Consider the following 16,524-nt stretch of genomic DNA (forward strand, 5'->3'; position numbering starts at 1 on the left):
GTGACACTGATGAATGTGACAATGCCCGGCGGCTGCGTCAAGGGGGTGCGCGGAGCCTGTGGAAAACCCGTCGCGGCCGCCCCGGGGCCCCCGCCGCACCCGCGGCGGCCGCCTGCGGCCCCCGCTCGCCGGAGGTTTACGCCCGGGGCGCCGTCCCCCGCGGCCGCCCCCGGACTTCGCGCCTCCTGCCGGGTGGCCCCCTACGGGCACGTACGCCTGGAGTCTGAGGCGCATCCAGCCGTCAGGGCTGACGACCGCAGGGGTTCGCGCCACTACCGTCGTCGACGTGACTGTGATCGCGACCGAAGCCCTGAGTATGCGGTTCCCCCGGGTGACCGCGCTTGACCGGCTCACGTTGGACATCGGACCGGGCGTGACCGGTCTGGTGGGTTCCAACGGCGCCGGCAAGTCCACACTGATCAAGATCCTGCTGGGTCTCTCCCCCGCCACCGAAGGCCGGGCCGCGGTGCTCGGGCTCGACGTCGCGACCAGCGGCGCCGCCATCCGGGAACGGGTGGGGTACATGCCCGAGCACGACTGCCTGCCCCCCGACGTCTCGGCGACCGAGTTCGTCGTGCACATGGCCCGGATGTCGGGACTGCCGCCGACGGCGGCCCGCGAGCGCACGGCGGACACCCTGCGCCACGTCGGCCTCTACGAGGAGCGCTACCGCCCCATCGGGGGCTACTCGACCGGCATGAAGCAGCGGGTGAAACTGGCCCAGGCCCTGGTCCACGACCCCCAGCTGGTGCTGCTCGACGAGCCCACCAACGGGCTCGACCCCGTGGGCCGCGACGAGATGCTCGGCCTGATCCGCCGCGTCCACACCGACTTCGGCATCTCCGTCCTGGTCACCTCGCACCTCCTGGGCGAACTGGAGCGCACCTGCGACCACGTCGTCGTCATCGACGGCGGAACCCTGCTGCGTTCCAGCTCCACCAGCGACTTCACCCAGACCACCGCCACCCTCGCGGTCGAGGTGACCGACAGCGACACCCACCCCGACGGCACGAGCGCGCTGCGCCGGGTCCTCACCGAAGCCGGGGTCACACTGGTCGGCCGCGACGGGATCGACGCGGAGGGGCTGCCGGGCGCGGGCCACATCCTCCTGATCGAGGCGGCCGGCGATAAGACGTACGACCTGGTCCGCGACAGCGTCGCCGGGCTCGGTCTCGGACTCGTCCGCATGGAACAGCGCCGCCACCACATCGCCGAGGTCTTCCGTACCGAACAGGGCGGGGCGCGTGACTCCGCAGCCCCGGCCGCGGCCGCCGCCCCCGGGGCCGTCCAGCAGAAGGGAAGCGGTCGCGATGAGCACTGAGACCGGGTCCGCGGCCGGGCGCGACGCCTCCCGCATCCACAACATCGGCTACCGCTCCTACGACGGGCCTCGGCTCGGCCGGGCCTACGCCCGCCGCTCGCTGTTCTCGCAGACCCTGCGGGGCTCCTTCGGGCTGGGCCGCTCCGCCAAGTCCAAAGTGCTGCCCATGCTGCTGTTCGGCGTGATGACGCTGGTCGCGGCGATCCTGGTGGCCGTCTCCATGGCCGCGCCCGACGCCTCCAAGCTGGTGATCGAGTACACCTCGTACGCCGTCTACCTCCAGGCCGTCATCGGCCTCTTCATCGCGGCCCAGGCGCCGCAGGCCGTCTCCAGGGACCTTCGCTTCAAGACCGTCCCGCTGTACTTCTCGCGGCCGATCGAACGCGTGGACTACGTTCTCGCGAAGTTCGCGGCGACCGCGTCGGCGCTGTTCATCCTCACCGGCGCGCCGCTGCTCATCCTGTACGTGGGCTCTCTGCTCGCGAAGTTCGACTTCGCCGAGCAGACCAAGTGGTTCGGCCAGGGGCTGGTGTCGGTGGCGCTGCTGTCCGTGCTGTTCGCCGGTCTCGGCCTCGTGATGGCCGCTGTGACGCCGCGGCGCGGCTTCGGTGTCGCCGCGGTGATCGCCCTGCTGACCATCACCTACGGCGCGGTCTCCACCGTCCAGGCCATCGCCTGGGAGACCGGGTCCACCGGGGCCGTGCAGTGGATCGGGCTCTTCTCGCCGATCACGCTGATCGACGGCGTCCAGACCGCGTTCCTCGGCGCGACGTCCGCCTTCCCCGGCGGAGAGGGCCCGGGGGCCGGCGCCGGCGTGGTCTATCTGATCGTTGTTCTCGCGCTCGTCGCCGGCTCGTACGCCGTCCTGATGCGCCGCTACCGGAGGGTCGGGCTGTGACCACCATCGAGATCGACCACACCTCGCGCTGGTTCGGCAACGTGGTCGCCGTCAACGACGTCTCCATGAGGGTGGGCCCCGGAGTCACCGGGCTGCTCGGCCCGAACGGCGCCGGGAAGTCCACCCTCATCAACATGATGGGCGGGTTCCTCGCCCCCTCGACGGGGAAGGTCACGCTCGACGGCCGGGCGATCTGGCGCAACGAGACCGTCTACAAGGAGATCGGCATCGTCCCGGAGCGGGAGGGGATGTACGACTTCCTCACCGGCGAGGAGTTCGTCGTCGCCAACGCCGAACTCCACGGCCTCGGTGCGGCCCAGGCGCGGAAGGCGCTGGCCACGGTGCAGATGGAGTACGCGCAGGACCGCAAGATCTCCACGTACAGCAAGGGCATGCGCCAGCGCGTGAAGATGGCGTCCGCGCTGGTCCACGAGCCCTCGGTGCTGCTCCTGGACGAGCCGTTCAACGGGATGGACCCGCGCCAGCGGATGCAGCTGATGGAGTTGTTGCGGCGGATGGGGGACGAAGGACGCACGGTCCTGTTCTCCTCCCACATCCTCGAAGAGGTGGAGCAGCTGGCCTCGCACATCGAGGTCATCGTGGCGGGCCGGCACGCCGCCTCCGGCGACTTCCGGAAGATCCGCCGGCTGATGACGGACCGGCCGCACCGCTATCTGGTCCGCTCCAGCGACGACCGGGCCCTCGCCGCCGCGCTGATCGCCGACCCGTCCACGGCGGGCATCGAGGTCGACCTGACCGAGAAGGCCCTGCGCGTCCAGGCCGTCGACTTCGGCCGGTTCACCGAGCTGCTGCCGAAGGTGGCCCGGGAGCAGGGCATCCGGCTGCTCACCGTGTCGCCGTCCGACGAGTCCCTCGAATCGGTCTTTTCCTACCTCGTAGCGGCCTGAGTAGTGGCCTGAAAGGAGCTGTGCACCGTCATGTACGACCCCACAGTCGCCCGGCTCACCTACCGGGCCCTGCTCGGCCGGCGCCGGGCCGCCATCCTGTTCGTCCTGCCCGCGCTGCTGCTGCTCATCGCCGCGGCCGTGCGCATGTTCGCCGGAGCCGACGACCAGGTCGCCGCGAACGTTCTCGGCGGGTTCGCCATCGCCACGATGGTGCCGCTGATCGGCGTGATCGCGGGGACCGGGGCGATCGGCCCCGAGATCGACGACGGCTCGATCGTCTACCTGCTCGCCAAGCCGGTGAAGCGGCCCACGATCATCTTCACCAAGCTGATCGTGGCCATCGCGGTGACCATGGTGTTCTCCGCCCTGCCGACACTCCTCGCGGGCCTGATCCTGAACGGCAACGGCCAGCAGATCGCCGTCGCCTACACCGTCGCGGCGCTGGTCGCCTCGATCGCGTACAGCGCCCTGTTCCTGCTGCTCGGCACGGTCAGCCGGCACGCGGTCGTCCTCGGCCTGGTCTACGCCCTGGTCTGGGAGGCCCTCTTCGGCAGCCTGGTGCCCGGTGCGCGGACGCTCAGCGTCCAGCAGTGGTCCCTCGCCGTCGCCCAGAAGGTGGCGGGCGACGGCGCGGTGACGTCGGACGTCGGCCTGACGCTCGCCACGGTCCTGCTGGTCGCGGTCACCGCCGCCGCCACCTGGTACGCGGGCCAGAAGCTGCGCGCGCTGAAGCTGGCGGGCGAGGAGTGAGGGCCCCGGCCTGAGCTCCGCGTTCCGAGGACCGCGCACACGACGGCCCCCGCCCGGGACAGGGCGGGGGCCGTCTGTCGTACGACCGGGCGGTCAGCGTACGGCGGCGCCCGCACCGGCGCCGGACCGGAGCAGTTCCTCCAGCACCACCGCGATGCCGTCGTGCTCGTTGGAGGCCGTGATCTCCTGGGCGACGGCCTTGAGGTCGTCGTGGGCGTTGGCCATGGCCACGCCGTGGTGGGCCCAGCCGAACATCGGGATGTCGTTCGGCATGTCGCCGAAGGCGATGGTCTCGGCGGCCTTGACGCCCAGCCTGCGGGCGGCCAGGGAGAGGCCCGTCGCCTTGCTCAGGCCGAGCGGGAGGATCTCCACCACGCCCGCTCCCGCCATGACCACGTCGACCAGGCTGCCGACGGCCGCCCGCGCGGCGAAGGCCAGCGCATCGTCGTCCAGCTCCGGGTGCTGTATGTAGACCTTGTTCAGGGGGGCGGTCCACATCTCGGCGGCGTCGTTCACGAAGACGTACGGGAGGGGCCCCTCCTGGACACGGTAACCGGGGCCCACCAGCACCTCGCCGTCCAGCCCGTCTCGGCTGGCCGCCAGCCGCAGGGGGCCGACCTCCGCCTCGATCTTGGCCAGGGCGAGGCCGGCGAGCTGCCGGTCCAGGGTCAGGGACGTCAGCAGCCGGCGCTCGCCCGCGTGGTAGACCTGCGCGCCCTGACCGCAGACGGCCAGTCCCTCGTAACCGAGGTCGTCCAGGATGTGCCGGGTCCAGGGGACCGCGCGTCCGGTGACGATGATGTGCGCGGCGCCGGCGGCGGTGGCCTCGGCCAGTGCCGCACGCGTGCGCTCGGAGACCGTGTCGTCGTCCCGCAGCAGGGTGCCGTCGAGGTCGGTGGCGACGAGCTTGTAGGGGAAGGTCACCTGGCGACCGGTTCCAGGGTCTCGCGACCGCCCAGGTACGGGCGGAGCACCTCGGGGACCCGGACCGAGCCGTCGGGGAGCTGGTGGTTCTCCAGGATCGCCACGATCGTGCGGGGCACGGCGCAGAGGGTGCCGTTCAGCGTGGCCAGCGGCTGGACCTTCTTGCCGTCGCGCATGCGGACGGAGAGGCGGCGGGCCTGGAACCCGTCGCAGTTGGACGCGGAGGTCAGCTCGCGGTACTTGCCCTGGGTCGGAATCCAGGCCTCGCAGTCGAACTTGCGCGAGGCCGACGAGCCGAGGTCACCGGTGGCGACGTCGATCACCTGGAAGGGCAGTTCGAGAGCGGTGAGCCACTGCTTCTCCCACTCCAGGAGCCGGCGGTGCTCGGCCTCCGCGTCCGACGGGTCGACGTACGAGAACATCTCGACCTTGTCGAACTGGTGGACGCGGAAGATGCCGCGGGTGTCCTTGCCGTACGTCCCGGCCTCGCGCCGGAAGCACGGGGAGAAGCCGGCGTACCGCAGGGGCAGCTTGTCGGCCTCGATGATCTCGTCCATGTGGTAAGCGGCGAGCGGTACTTCGGAGGTGCCGACCAGGTAGTAGTCGTCCTTCTCCAGGTGGTAGACGTTCTCCGAGGCCTGGCCGAGGAAGCCGGTGCCCTCCATGGCGCGCGGACGGACCAGCGCCGGCGTCAGCATCGGGACGAATCCGGCCTCGGTGGCCTGCGCGATCGCCGCGTTGACGAGGGCCAGCTCCAGGAGCGCGCCCACGCCCGTGAGGTAGTAGAAGCGCGAGCCGGAGACCTTGGCCCCGCGCTCCATGTCGATCGCGCCGAGCGCCTCTCCGAGCTCCAGGTGGTCCTTGGGCTCGAAGCCCTCGGCCCCGAAGTCCCGGACGGTGCCGTGCGTCTCCAGGACGACGAAGTCCTCCTCGCCGCCGACCGGCACGTCCTCGTGCACGATGTTGCCGAGCTGGAGCAGCAGCCGCTTGGCCTCGGCGTCGGCCTCGTCCTGGGCGACGTCGGCCGCCTTGACCTCGGCCTTGAGCTGATCGGCCTTCTTCAGGAGCTCGGCGCGCTCCTCCGGGGTGGCCTTGGGGATCAGCTTTCCGAGCGACTTCTGCTCGGAGCGGAGTTCGTCGAAGCGGACGCCGGACGACCTGCGCAGCTCGTCGGCGGAGAGCAGGGCGTCGACGAGGTCGACATCCTCTCCACGGGCGCGCTGGGAGGCGCGAACACGGTCGGGGTCCTCACGGAGCAGGCGAAGGTCAATCACCCCTCCAGGCTACCGGTGCGCGGTTCACGCACTCGAACCGATATTGCCGAGCGTGTCACTTTGACCGAATTGCCGGAATTGGTATTTGTGGGGAGTAACCCCGGGCGGCACCGGCGGGCGAGGCGTCAAAAGGGGCGACCAACTATCCCGAAACGGACAGAAGGTGCAGGAGGGCTGCCTCACCCGCCGCAGGTGCGGCGGGAGTTGGGAGTGGGGTGGCCATTGTTGTCCACAGGTGGGCGTTGCCGGAATAGTTATCCACAGGCTGTGTAGAAGTTCTGTGGATGCCGGAGGGGGGTGTTCCGGCGCGGGGGCGACTTCCATGGATTCCCCGTTCAAACCCAATCCGTACGCTCATTCGGGTGGGAATTGCTCGCCCTAAAGAGTTGATCAAGGGAATTGATGTGACGCGCGGCCCCTGCGTGCCTCACGTCGCTGTGGATGACTCCGGGCGGGCTGGGGCGATTTGTCGATGATGTCGCAAGGGGGTGTCGACTTATCCCCAGGCCAAGAGGTCATCCTGTGGATAACTCTGCGGGATGCGTGACTTTCTGTAGATACCACTGCTGCGGAACGCGCGGGCGCCAGCACCCGGGCCTGTGCGTGAGCGTGTGGCCCCAGCCCTCGCCCCCGGCCCCCCGGCCCCCCGCTCCTCCGCCTCGCCCTCCTCGCGCCCCGTGTGTCAGATCCGGCCGTCCTGGCTCCGGGCCAGCCAGTCCGAGGCTTCTGTGAACGCCGTGTCCGAGGTGCCCGCCCGCGGCGGCGTGACCTCGTCAGCGGACACGCCCGCCCGCGGGTAGGAGCCGAGGAACCGCACCTTCGGGCAGATCCGCTTCAGCCCCATCAGGGCCTCTCCGACCCGCCGGTCCGCGATGTGCCCCTCCGCGTCCACGGCGAAGCAGTAGTTGCCGATGCCCTCGCCGGTGGGGCGTGACTGGATCAGCATCAGGTTGACGCCGCGCACCGCGAACTCCTGGAGCAGTTCCAGGAGGGCTCCGGGGTGGTCGTCGCCGAGCCAGATCGCGACGGAGGTCTTGTCGGCGCCGGTCGGGGCGGAGGGCCGGGCTGGCCGGCCCACCAGGACGAAGCGCGTCTGGGCGTTCTCCGCGTCGTGGATCTCCGTCACCAGAGGTTCGAGGCCGTAGATGGCGGCGGCGAACTCCCCGGCGAACGCGGCGTCGTACCGCCCTTCCTGGACGAGCCGGGCACCGTCGGCGTTGGACGCCGCCGACTCCCAGGCGGCCTGCGGGAGGTGGGCCGCCATCCAGTTGCGCACCTGTGGCTGGGCGGCCGGGTGGGCGGTGACCGTCTTGATGTCCTGCAGTTTGGTGCCCGGGCGCACGAGCAGCGCGAACGTGATGGAGAGGAGCACTTCGCGGTAGATCATCAGCGGCTCGCCGCCGGTCAGCTCGTCGAGCGTCGCGCTGATGCCGCCCTCGACGGAGTTCTCGATCGGGACGAGCGCTGCTGCCGCCTCTCCACTGCGCACGGCGTCCAAGGCGGCCGGCACGGAGAGCATCGGGACCAGTTCGCGGGTGGCGGCTTCCGGGAGCGTGCGGAGGGCGACCTCGGTGAAGGTCCCTTCGGGACCGAGATAGGCGTAGCGCGTGGCTGACATACGGTCACCCTAATGCGCCGTACGGCGGCTGCCGCGCTGTCTCAGAATGCGGCCCGGGGCGGGGCCCGGGGCCGGGTGCGGGGCGACTCACGGGCGGCCCGCGGCCGGGCGGTGGCGCGGGCGCTGCCCGGGCCGCAGCCGGGCGGGAGCGTCCCGGCCCCCTTCAGGGGTCGCTGCCGCGCGCGCCTACGCCCCCTGGAGCCAGCAGGCTCTGGGGCCGGCGAACGGGGGCCGGCGAAGCCCGCCCCCTCAGAAACCGCTGCGTGCGCGCCCTGGCCTCGGGCCCCTTCAGGAATCGCCCCGGGCCCCTCAGGAATCCAGGAGCCGCTGCCCCACGTACTCCCCCTCCGCCGCGCCGCCCGGTACCGCGAACACGGCACTGGCCTCGTGCCGGATGAACGGTGACAGGGCGTCGCCCCGGTCGAGTTTGCGCTGCACCGGAACGAAGCCCCGGAACGGGTCGGCCTGCCAGCAGACGAAGAGCAGTCCCGCGTCCACCGTGCCGTCCTGCGCGATGCCGTCGTGGTACGAGAACGGGCGGCGCAGCATCGCGGCTCCGCCGTTCTCCTCGGGGGAGGAGATCCGGGCGTGGGCGTTGTCGGGGATCACGAGCCTGCCGTCGGGGCCCGCCTTGTCGAGGTCCATCGCGGTGGTCTCTGTCCCCCCGCTGAGCGGCGCCCCGTCCGCCTTCCGGCGGCCGATGACCCGCTCCTGGCGGTCCACCGGCAGCTTCTCCCAGTCGTCCAGCAGCATCCTGATCCGGCGGACGACCGCGTACGAGCCGCCCTCCAGCCACTCCTCAGGGGTGCCGGGGGAGGCGGGGACGAAGACGCGCCGGGCGAAGTCGTCGTCGGTCGGCTTCGGGTTGCCGGTCCCGTCGACCTGCCCCATCAGGTTGCGGGCGGTCATCGGCTGCGCGGTGGCGCCCGGAGTGCGGTTGAAGCCGTTCATCTGCCACCGCACCCGGGCCGTGCCGGCGGCCTCCTTCTGGATCGCCCGCAGGGCGTGGAAAGCGACGAGGGCGTCGTCGGACCCGATCTGCACCCACAGATCGCCGTGGGAGCGCTTGGCGTCCAGGTGGTCGGAGGAGAAGGCGGGCAGCGGGTCCAGCGCGGCGGGCAGCCGGTCGGCCAGGCCGGTGCGGGCGAAGAACGTACGGCCGAAGCCGAACGTGATCGTGAGGGACGACGGCCCGGCGTCCAGGGCGACGCCGGTGTCGTGCCCGGGGCCGTCGGGCCCGCCCGCCGCGGGGCGGCCCGCCATCAGCTCCTTCGCCACCGCCGACCAGCGCCGCATCAGCGCCGCCGCCTCCTTGCGCTCCGCGCCCTTCGCCAGGTCGAAGGCGACCAGATGGCCCCGGGCCTGAAGCGGAGTGGTGATCCCCGGTTGATGTTTCCCGTGAAACATCGCCTCGGTCGCACCGATGGCCGTCAGAGCGGTGGGCTCGTCGGGCCGGGTGGCGGCGTATCCGGCGGCTCCGCCCCCGGCCCCCAGGACCAGCCCGGTGGCGCCCGCCGCACCCGCGGTGCCCAGCAGCCGCCGTCGCGATACGCCGGCGCCGCTCTCGGCGGGGGCCGCGCTGCCCGGGGCTCCGGCGGTGTCTGTTCCGGCTCCGGTCGGGACCGGGGCCTGCCTCCTGGTGTTGCTCAACGTGCTCAGCCGATCTTCGCGTTCGTGTCGATGGTGACCTGGTCGATGTCGGAGGTCCGTACGGTCACGTCGACCTTCCAGTCCCCCGCCATCGGGATCTGCACGCCGCTCGCCGACCAGTGGCCCTCGGCCAGCCGGTCGGGAACGACCGGCAGCGGGCCGATCTCACGGGACTCCAGGGTGAGGGCCAGCTTCAGTTCGGGGACGTCCATCGGTTCGCCGTCGCTGCCGTCGATCCACACGTGGAGGTCGTTGGCGCCAGGGCGGCCGGGGTCGAGGTCGATGCGGACGGTGCCCTTGCCGTTCTGGCCACCGGTGTCGAAGGGCATGCTCAGGTTGACGGGGCCCCCGGCGCCGGGAGCGGCCGCCGCGGTGGAGCCGCCCGCGGCCTCCTCCGTGCGGGCGGGCTCTGTCGACGTCAGGAGGGTCGTGACGGCCAGCAGGACCGCGGCGACGGCCGCCTCTGCCAGCACCGAGCGGCGCAGCCCTGAGCGGCCGGGGTCGGCGTCCCGTATCCGCTTCTTCTTCGTCGCGGTCAGGACGGCTCGCTGACGGGCCAGCTGGGCGGCGCGCTCGGGTGCGACCCCGTCGGGAGCCGTGACCGTCGCGGTGTCCTCGGCCTCCTTCGGCCGCGCGGCGTCCTCGGCGTCCTCCGTTCCCTCGGCGGCGGGGTCCGTCAGCCGCCCGGTCCAGCGCCGGGAGAACCAGGCGACGGTGAGGAGAACCGCGATCAGCGCCACCTTGAGGATCAGCAGCTGCCCGTACCGGGTGCCGGTCAGGGCCGACCAGGAGCCGACCTGCCGCCAGGACTGGTAGATCCCGGTGGCCGCGAGGACCACGACGCTGCCGAACGCGACGGTCGAGAAGCGTTGGACCGCCGCGCTCCCGATGTCCGGTGTCCGGTACAGGGCCACCAGGAGCGAGGCGAGCCCGCCGAGCCACGCGGCCACGGCCAGCAGGTGCAGGACGTCCACCGGCATGGCGATGCCCGTCTGGATGCCGGTCGACGCGTGCTCGGACATCGCCCAGGTGGCGGCGATGCCCGCCGCGACCACGCCGCCGCCGACGGCCAGTCCGAAGGTGATGTCCTTCTTCTCCCGCTCGTCCTCGCGCCGGGCCCACGTGCCGAACAGGACGGCGATGAACAGCGCGGCGGCCCCGAGCAGCAGCAGCCGGGAGACCAGGGCGGCGCCGGGCTTGGTGTCCAGGACCGCCTGGAGCCCGTCGAGGTCGAAGGCGTCGGAGAACTTCCCGCTGCCGGTGTACGGGTTGCGCAGCAGCAGCATGAGCAGGGTCGCCGCGGTCAGGGTGACCCACCCGCGTACCACGAGCCGCTGCATCGGCAGGGCGGTCGCGCCGCGCTGCCAGCAGCAGAGGACGAAGGCGCTGCCGCCCGCGAGCAGGACGAACCCGGCGTACGCGGCGTACCGCGCGATGTCGTAGACGGCGCCGACCGGCCCTCCGCCCGCCTCCTGGGAGGGCAGGGCCACGGTCGTCTCGGACGGTGCGCCGATGGAGAACGTGAACGCCCCGGAGATCGGGTGGCTGTCGGCGGAGACGGCCTGCCAGGCCACCGTGTAGGTGCCGTCCGGGAGACCGGAGTGGAGCGCGACTCCGTACCGGACGACGCCGCCCCCGGTCAGGTCGCGCGGTTCCTCCTCGGTGTCGGCGCGCTTGCCGCTGGGGTCGAGGACCCGGATCGCGTCGTCGCCGACGGCGATGGCCTCGGAGAAGCTGAGGGTGACTTCCTGGGGCGCGGTGGCCACCACCGCCCCGTCCTGCGGGTCGCTCCCGGTGAGGGCGGCGTGCGCGGACGCCGGACCCGCGCCGGCCAGGGTCAGCCCGAACAGGAGGCTGACCAGGGCGGCGACGAGCACGGCGGCTGCGGGACGCCGTATCGGGGACGGTCCGAGGCGCGGGGCGGTGGCAGTCATGACAGTCGGTCCCTCACTGCTTCTTCGGGTTGTGGGTCGTTTCCTTCACCGGCAGGTCGACCGTGATGGGGTCGGCCTTCTCGAAGTGCAGCTCGACGGAGACCTTCTCGCCCTGTCGGGGCTTCTGCTTGAGCTTCATGAACATGATGTGGTTGCCACCGCGTTCGAGATCGAGCTCGCCGCCCGCCGGGACCTCGAAGGACGACACCTCACGCATCTTCTGGTTCTTCGTCTCGTGGATCGTGACGTCGTCGGAGAGCGGGGACGACACCGAGGTGAGCCGGTCGGGGGCGTTCCCGCTGTTTTGCACGACCAGGAAGGCGGCGGCCATGTCGCTGACGGGCTGCGGCATGAACGCGTCGACGACCTTGAGTTCGGGCTCGCCCTCCGCGGAGCACCCCGCCAGCGTCAGCCCCGTGGTGAGGGCGAGGACGCAGGCGAGGGCCGTGCGGTGGTTCACGGAGTCTCCCCCTTGAGCAGCTTCGGGAGGTCCTTCGTGTAGTCCTCTGCGGTGGTGTCCTCGCCGTAGAGCACGTACCCCTTGTCCGTCTTCGGGGAGAACGCGATGACCTGGGCGCCGTGCATCGAGACGACGGTTCCGTCCTTCTCCTTCGTCGGCGCGTCGATGCCGATGCCGATCTGCCGCGCCCCGGCCTGGATGGTCGGGAAGTCGCCGGTGAGGCCGGTGAAGGAGGGGTCCTGGGCGTCGAGCCACTTGCCGAGCGAGGCGGGGGTGTCGCGCTCGGGGTCGGTGGTGACGAAGACGACCTGGAGCTTGTCCTGGTCGGCCTGGGGCAGCTCCCGCTTGGCGAGGGAGATGTTGCTCATGGTCAGCGGGCAGACGTCGGGGCAGTTGGTGTAGCCGAAGTAGATGAGCGTCGGCTTGCCCTTGGTCGCCTCGCGGAGGTCGTACTCCTTGCCGTCCGTGTCGGTGAGGACGAGGTTCGGCTTGGTGAACGGCTGGTCGAGGACGGTGGCCGCCTTGTCCTTCGGCGCGGCGCTGATGTCGGCGACGGCGGAGGCGCCGGCCTTGTCGTCGCCGGTGCCGCAGGCGGAGAGGGCCAGGGCGGCCGCGGCGGCGAACGCCGCGGCCGTCACTGCTTTTCTGGTGCGCATGAAAGGGATGTCCTGAGTGGGGTGCGGGTGGTGGGACGGCGGTCAGGCCGTGGTGCGGCGACGCCCGGCGAGCACGCCGAACGCCATGCCGGCGACGCCGACGACGATGCCGATGATGCCGAGGGTGCGGGCGGTGGTGTCGCTGGAGGAGGAGGACGCGGCCGCGCTGGTCTCCTCGGACGACGTGTCCGCGTCCGCAGCCTTGGCGTCGTCGGCCGCGCCGCCGTGGTGGTCGTCCGACGCGTCGGCCAGCTTCAGAACGGGCGCCGGGCTGTCGGGCTCCTCGCCGTCGGCCGTGGGCTCCTCGATCCAGCGGACGACCTCCTTGTTGTCGTACGTCTGGATCGCCTTGAAGACGAGCTGGTCGGCGTCCTCGGGGAGCTGCCCGACGGAGACCGGGAACTGCTGGAAGTAGCCGGGCTCGATCTTGCCGCCGTCCGCGGTCCAGGTGACCTTGGAGACCGCCTCGGAGATCTTCTTGCCGTGCACCTCGAGCGGCTCGTCGAGCTTGCTCTTGGTGATGTCGATCTTCCAGCCGGGGACGGCCTGCGGGGTGACGGAGGACAGCGGGTGGCCGGCCGGGAAGTTCACCTCGACCTTGACGGTCGAGGCCTGGTCGCGCTCGTTGGGGACCTTGAAGGAGAGCGTCGCGTAGCCGCCCTTGGCGGCCTCGCCCTGCGGCTGGACGGTGACGTGCGCGGTGGCCGGGCCGGCGACCAGCAGGACGGTGGACGCGGCGACGCCGGCGGCGAGGGCGATACGGAAAGGCTTCATGGCGGGAATCACTCCACGGTGAGACGGAAGACGGTGGTCCGGCGCGCGGGTGCGCGACGGCTCACGACGCCTCTTCGTCCGGTACCGGGAGAGCTCGCTCCGTGCGGAGGTCGCTCGCCGGGGAGGGCCCGGTGAGGGGAGGCGTCGCGTCAGGCTGCGAGGGCGTACGGGGCCGGGGGCCCGCGCCTGATCACCAGGTGGTGCAGAGGGTCCTCGGTGGCCGGCGCCGGGTCGTCCTCCGCGGCGGCCGGGACGCGCGGTCCGGCCGTGAGCTGCTCGCGCGTGCCGGCCCGCAGCGCGCGGACGAGGGCGAGCGCGGCCCGCAGGGACCGCAGCCGGGCCCCGGCCGCCAGCGCTTGGGCGCTGTGAGCGGAGAGCCGGGCCAGCCGGAAGAGCGCGGCCTCGCCGCGCCGCAGCAGCCAGCCGGTGGCGAGCGCGGCGAGCAGGTGGGCCAGGAACATCGGCAGGCCCGGCAGCATCGCGGGTACCGACGCGAAGGCAGCCGCGATGCCGGACGCGTTCTCCGCGGCCGCCGCGGGGTGGCCGTGGCCCTGCGTGAGCGTCGAGGGGTCGATGCCCGCCGTGGAGACGATGCGGTGGGCATCGGCTGCGTTCAGCTGCGCCGGCCCGGCTCCGCAGACGAGTTCGGCGGCGAACCGGATGAGCGGGTTGCCGCCGCCCGTCTCCGCGGCGGCCGGCGCGGCCGGGGCCGAGCCGTGGCTGCCGATGGCGAAGACCGAGTGGAGGACGATCTGTCCGCCCGCCAGCGCGCCCGCGATCGAGGGCAGGGAGCGTTCCCGTCCGGCGAGGGCCGCGGCGATGGCGAGGATGCCGAGGAAACCGGCGAGCAGAGTCCACAGGGGAACGACCGCACCGTCGGCGAACGCGTGTCCGGCCGCGGACAGCACGACGCAGACCGCGGTGAACACCGCGGCCCTCATGAGCCGCAGACCGGCTCCGGCGCGTGCGAGAGGCGTGGACATGGCCAGGCCATCATCGCACTGAGCCCCCGCCCGCGGTATGGCAGGTCCAAAAGATCGCCCTCCGTCCGCAAGCGTGCTTGTTGCGCCTGTTCGCGGGGGATGTACGCACCGGGGTGTACGCCGCCGGCCCGCTCCCCGTACGAGTCCATACACCGGTCGGCCGTACCTCCGCATCCGCCGAACGAGCGCTCTCCGGGCCGATCCGTGCTTACGAAGTGCGACGCGGGCAATACGTATCGATACGTCGAGCCGCAGCCAGGAGGCTGGAAGATGAGCATCTGGTGGTCTCTCCATTTGCGGCGCGAAGCTGCGAGCGTTCCGCTCGCCCGTCGTTTTCTGCTCGGCACCATGGAAACCGCCGGGGTGGACCCCGACATCTCCTTCGACCTGTCGGTCGCGCTCAGCGAGGCCTGTGCGAACGCCGTCGAGCACGGCGGCGACCGGGCAGCTCGCGAAGAGCACGGGGATCTCGGGTACGCACGCCCCCCGGACTCCGGGCAGTACCGGGTCACGGCCTATCTGGACGGCGAGAAATGCCGTATCGAGGTCACCGACTCGGGGCCGGGCTTTCCCGCCCGGCGCGAGCTTCGCCCTGCCGCACCCTTCGAGCAGCACTCCGTGGAACCCGCACCGTCCTGCCGTGACGTCGGCGCCGAGAGCGGCCGGGGTCTCGACCTCATCGAACAGCTCTCCGACCACGTCCAGTTCGGCAACCGGCCGGGCTGCGGCGCGGTGGTGAGCTTCGACAAGGCCCTGAAATGGCGGGAGGACGCGCTGCTCACGGTGTCGTGAGCGGCGCGCCCTCCGGCGGCGTACGGGAAGGGGTCAGCCCTTCAGCCGCGCCATCCAGGCCTCGACCTCGTCGGCCTGCCGGGGCAGCTTGTCGGACAGGTTCCGGTTGCCGTCCTCGGTGACGAGGATGTCGTCCTCGATCCGGACGCCGATGCCCCGGTACTCCTCCGGCACCGTCAGGTCGTCGGCCTGGAAGTACAGCCCCGGCTCCACCGTCAGACAGACACCGGGCTCCAGCACGCCGTTGACGTAGGCCTCGGTGCGTGCGGCGGCGCAGTCGTGGACGTCCATGCCGAGCATGTGACCGGTGCCGTGCAGGGTCCAGCGGCGCTGGAGGCCCAGCTCCAGGACCTTCTCCACGGACAGGTCGCCGAGCAGGCCCCACTCGACGAGCTTCTCGGCGAGCACCCGCTGCGAGGCGTCGTGGAAGTCGCGGAAGTCGGCGCCCGGCTTCACCGCGGCGATGCCCGCCTCCTGGGCCTCGTACACCGCGTCGTAGATCTTGCGCTGGAGCGGCGTGAACGTGCCGTTGATCGGCAGGGTGCGCGTCACGTCGGCGGTGTAGAGGTCGTTGGTCTCGACCCCGGCGTCCAGCAGCAGCAGCTCGCCCGCGCGGACGGCGCCGTCGTTGCGCACCCAGTGCAGGGTGGTGGCGTGCGGGCCTGCGGCGCAGATCGAGCCGTAGCCGATGTCGTTGCCCTCGATGCGGGCGCGCAGGAAGAAGGTGCCCTCGATGAAGCGCTCGCTGGTCGCCTCGGCCTTGTCCAGGCTCTTCACGACGTCCTCGAAGCCGCGCGCGGTGGCGTCGCACGCCTTCTGGAGCTCGGTGATCTCGAAGGCGTCCTTCACCAGGCGGGCCTCTGAGAGGTAGACGCGCAGTTCCTCGTCGCGCTCCGCGGTGACCTTGTCGGCGAGGGCCGCCTCGATGCCGGCGTCGTGGCCGCGCACGGCGCGGCACGGGCCGGTGGCCTCGGCCAGCGCGGCGGCCACCTCGCGCACGTCCTTCGCGGGGATGCCCAGCAGCTGCTCTGCCTCGGTGAGGGAGTGCCGTCGGCCGACCCACAGCTCGCCCTGGCCGTCGAGCCAGAACTCGCCGTTCTCCCGGTCGGAGCGCGGCAGCAGGTAGATCGTCGCCTCGTGGCCGCTCGCGCCGGTCGGCTCCAGGACGAGCACGCCGTCGTGCGTCCGGTCGCCGGTGAGATAGGCGTATTCGGTGGAGGGGCGGAAGGCGTACTCGGTGTCGTTGGAGCGGGTCTTCAGATTGCCCGCGGGGATGACCAGACGCTCGCCGGGGAAGCGGGCGGACAGCGCTGCGCGCCGGGCGGCGGTGTGCTCGGCCTGGGCGATCGGTTCGAGGTCGCGCAGTTCCGTGTCGGCCCAGCCCGACTTCATGTTCTCGGCAAGCTCGTCGGAGACGCCCGGGTACAGGCCGTTCTTCCGCTGCTTGATCGGCTCCGCCGCTTCGTTTCCTTCGGTCTCCTGCTCCGGGGTCTCCGGGATGAGCTCCTCAGACACGATTTGTCTCTCCTTGATACGACACTGGACCATCGCCCATCGTACGGGCGTGCGGAAGGGGGCCCAG

15 protein-coding genes are annotated in these 16,524 nt (G+C 71.6%); 5 read left to right on the forward strand and 10 right to left on the reverse strand.

From position 1 onward, the window contains the following. Nucleotides 1-316 precede the first annotated feature (316 nt). Genes V9U70_RS24840 through V9U70_RS24855 form a run of 4 tightly spaced genes read left to right on the forward strand, consistent with a single transcriptional unit; the run spans nt 317 to nt 3,877 of the window. Nucleotides 317-1,321: an ABC transporter ATP-binding protein gene (locus V9U70_RS24840; RefSeq protein WP_336678808.1), complete on the forward strand. Its 1,005-nt coding sequence runs from the start codon at nt 317-319 to the stop codon at nt 1,319-1,321. Further along, on the forward strand, nt 1,311-2,219 hold the full coding sequence (locus V9U70_RS24845) for an ABC transporter permease (protein WP_336678690.1): 909 nt from the start codon (nt 1,311-1,313) through the stop codon (nt 2,217-2,219). The genes V9U70_RS24840 and V9U70_RS24845 overlap by 11 nt, the downstream gene beginning before the upstream one ends. Continuing rightward, nucleotides 2,216-3,127 carry an ABC transporter ATP-binding protein gene (locus tag V9U70_RS24850; RefSeq protein ID WP_336678692.1) on the forward strand — a complete coding sequence of 304 codons (912 nt, stop codon included), beginning with the start codon at nt 2,216-2,218 and terminating at the stop codon, nt 3,125-3,127. The genes V9U70_RS24845 and V9U70_RS24850 overlap by 4 nt, the downstream gene beginning before the upstream one ends. Before the next feature lie 30 nt (nt 3,128-3,157). Next, nucleotides 3,158-3,877, forward strand: a complete 720-nt coding sequence (locus V9U70_RS24855) for an ABC transporter permease (protein WP_336678694.1) — start codon at nt 3,158-3,160, stop codon at nt 3,875-3,877. A 93-nt stretch (nt 3,878-3,970) separates the two neighbouring features. On the opposite strand, the gene V9U70_RS24860 is transcribed toward V9U70_RS24855, so the two are convergent. The 9 genes from V9U70_RS24860 to V9U70_RS24900 all read right to left on the reverse strand — a co-directional run bounded on the left by V9U70_RS24860 (nt 3,971) and on the right by V9U70_RS24900 (nt 14,150). Continuing rightward, nucleotides 3,971-4,801 carry an HAD family hydrolase gene (locus tag V9U70_RS24860; RefSeq protein WP_336678696.1) on the reverse strand — a complete coding sequence of 277 codons (831 nt, stop codon included), beginning with the start codon at nt 4,799-4,801 and terminating at the stop codon, nt 3,971-3,973. After that, nucleotides 4,798-6,075, reverse strand: a complete 1,278-nt coding sequence (gene serS / locus V9U70_RS24865; RefSeq protein WP_336678698.1) for a serine--tRNA ligase — start codon at nt 6,073-6,075, stop codon at nt 4,798-4,800. Before serS ends, V9U70_RS24860 begins: the two co-directional genes overlap by 4 nt. A 682-nt stretch (nt 6,076-6,757) precedes the next feature. Continuing rightward, a complete protein-coding gene (gene pheA, locus V9U70_RS24870; protein ID WP_336678700.1) occupies nt 6,758-7,693 on the reverse strand; it encodes a prephenate dehydratase in 936 nt (311 codons plus the stop codon). Between the two features lie 309 nt (nt 7,694-8,002). Next, a complete protein-coding gene (efeB, locus tag V9U70_RS24875; RefSeq protein ID WP_336678703.1) occupies nt 8,003-9,343 on the reverse strand; it encodes an iron uptake transporter deferrochelatase/peroxidase subunit in 1,341 nt (446 codons plus the stop codon). Between the two features lie 5 nt (nt 9,344-9,348). Beyond that, on the reverse strand, nt 9,349-11,277 hold the full coding sequence (locus V9U70_RS24880; protein ID WP_336678705.1) for a copper resistance CopC/CopD family protein: 1,929 nt from the start codon (nt 11,275-11,277) through the stop codon (nt 9,349-9,351). A gap of 13 nt (nt 11,278-11,290) precedes the next feature. Continuing rightward, nucleotides 11,291-11,737 (reverse strand): copper chaperone PCu(A)C, encoded by a 447-nt coding sequence (locus V9U70_RS24885; RefSeq protein ID WP_336678707.1) that lies wholly within the window; start codon nt 11,735-11,737, stop codon nt 11,291-11,293. Next, nucleotides 11,734-12,393 carry an SCO family protein gene (locus V9U70_RS24890; RefSeq protein ID WP_336678709.1) on the reverse strand — a complete coding sequence of 220 codons (660 nt, stop codon included), beginning with the start codon at nt 12,391-12,393 and terminating at the stop codon, nt 11,734-11,736. The genes V9U70_RS24885 and V9U70_RS24890 overlap by 4 nt, the downstream gene beginning before the upstream one ends. Nucleotides 12,394-12,435: 42 nt before the next feature. Continuing rightward, nucleotides 12,436-13,167: a YcnI family copper-binding membrane protein gene (locus V9U70_RS24895; protein WP_336678711.1), complete on the reverse strand. Its 732-nt coding sequence runs from the start codon at nt 13,165-13,167 to the stop codon at nt 12,436-12,438. 149 nt (nt 13,168-13,316) lie between these two features. Further along, nucleotides 13,317-14,150: a hypothetical protein gene (locus tag V9U70_RS24900; protein WP_336678712.1), complete on the reverse strand. Its 834-nt coding sequence runs from the start codon at nt 14,148-14,150 to the stop codon at nt 13,317-13,319. 270 nt (nt 14,151-14,420) lie between these two features. On the opposite strand from V9U70_RS24900, the gene V9U70_RS24905 reads away from it, so the two are divergent. Further along, nucleotides 14,421-14,942, forward strand: a complete 522-nt coding sequence (locus V9U70_RS24905) for an ATP-binding protein (RefSeq protein WP_336678714.1) — start codon at nt 14,421-14,423, stop codon at nt 14,940-14,942. A 33-nt stretch (nt 14,943-14,975) separates the two neighbouring features. Here V9U70_RS24905 and V9U70_RS24910 read toward each other — a convergent pair whose 3' ends face one another. Further along, nucleotides 14,976-16,457 carry an aminopeptidase P family protein gene (locus tag V9U70_RS24910; RefSeq protein WP_336678715.1) on the reverse strand — a complete coding sequence of 494 codons (1,482 nt, stop codon included), beginning with the start codon at nt 16,455-16,457 and terminating at the stop codon, nt 14,976-14,978. Between the last annotated feature and the right edge of the window lie 67 nt (nt 16,458-16,524).

It is taken from the genome of Streptomyces pratensis (genome assembly GCF_037137275.1).
Lineage (GTDB): Bacteria > Actinomycetota > Actinomycetes > Streptomycetales > Streptomycetaceae > Streptomyces > Streptomyces pratensis_B.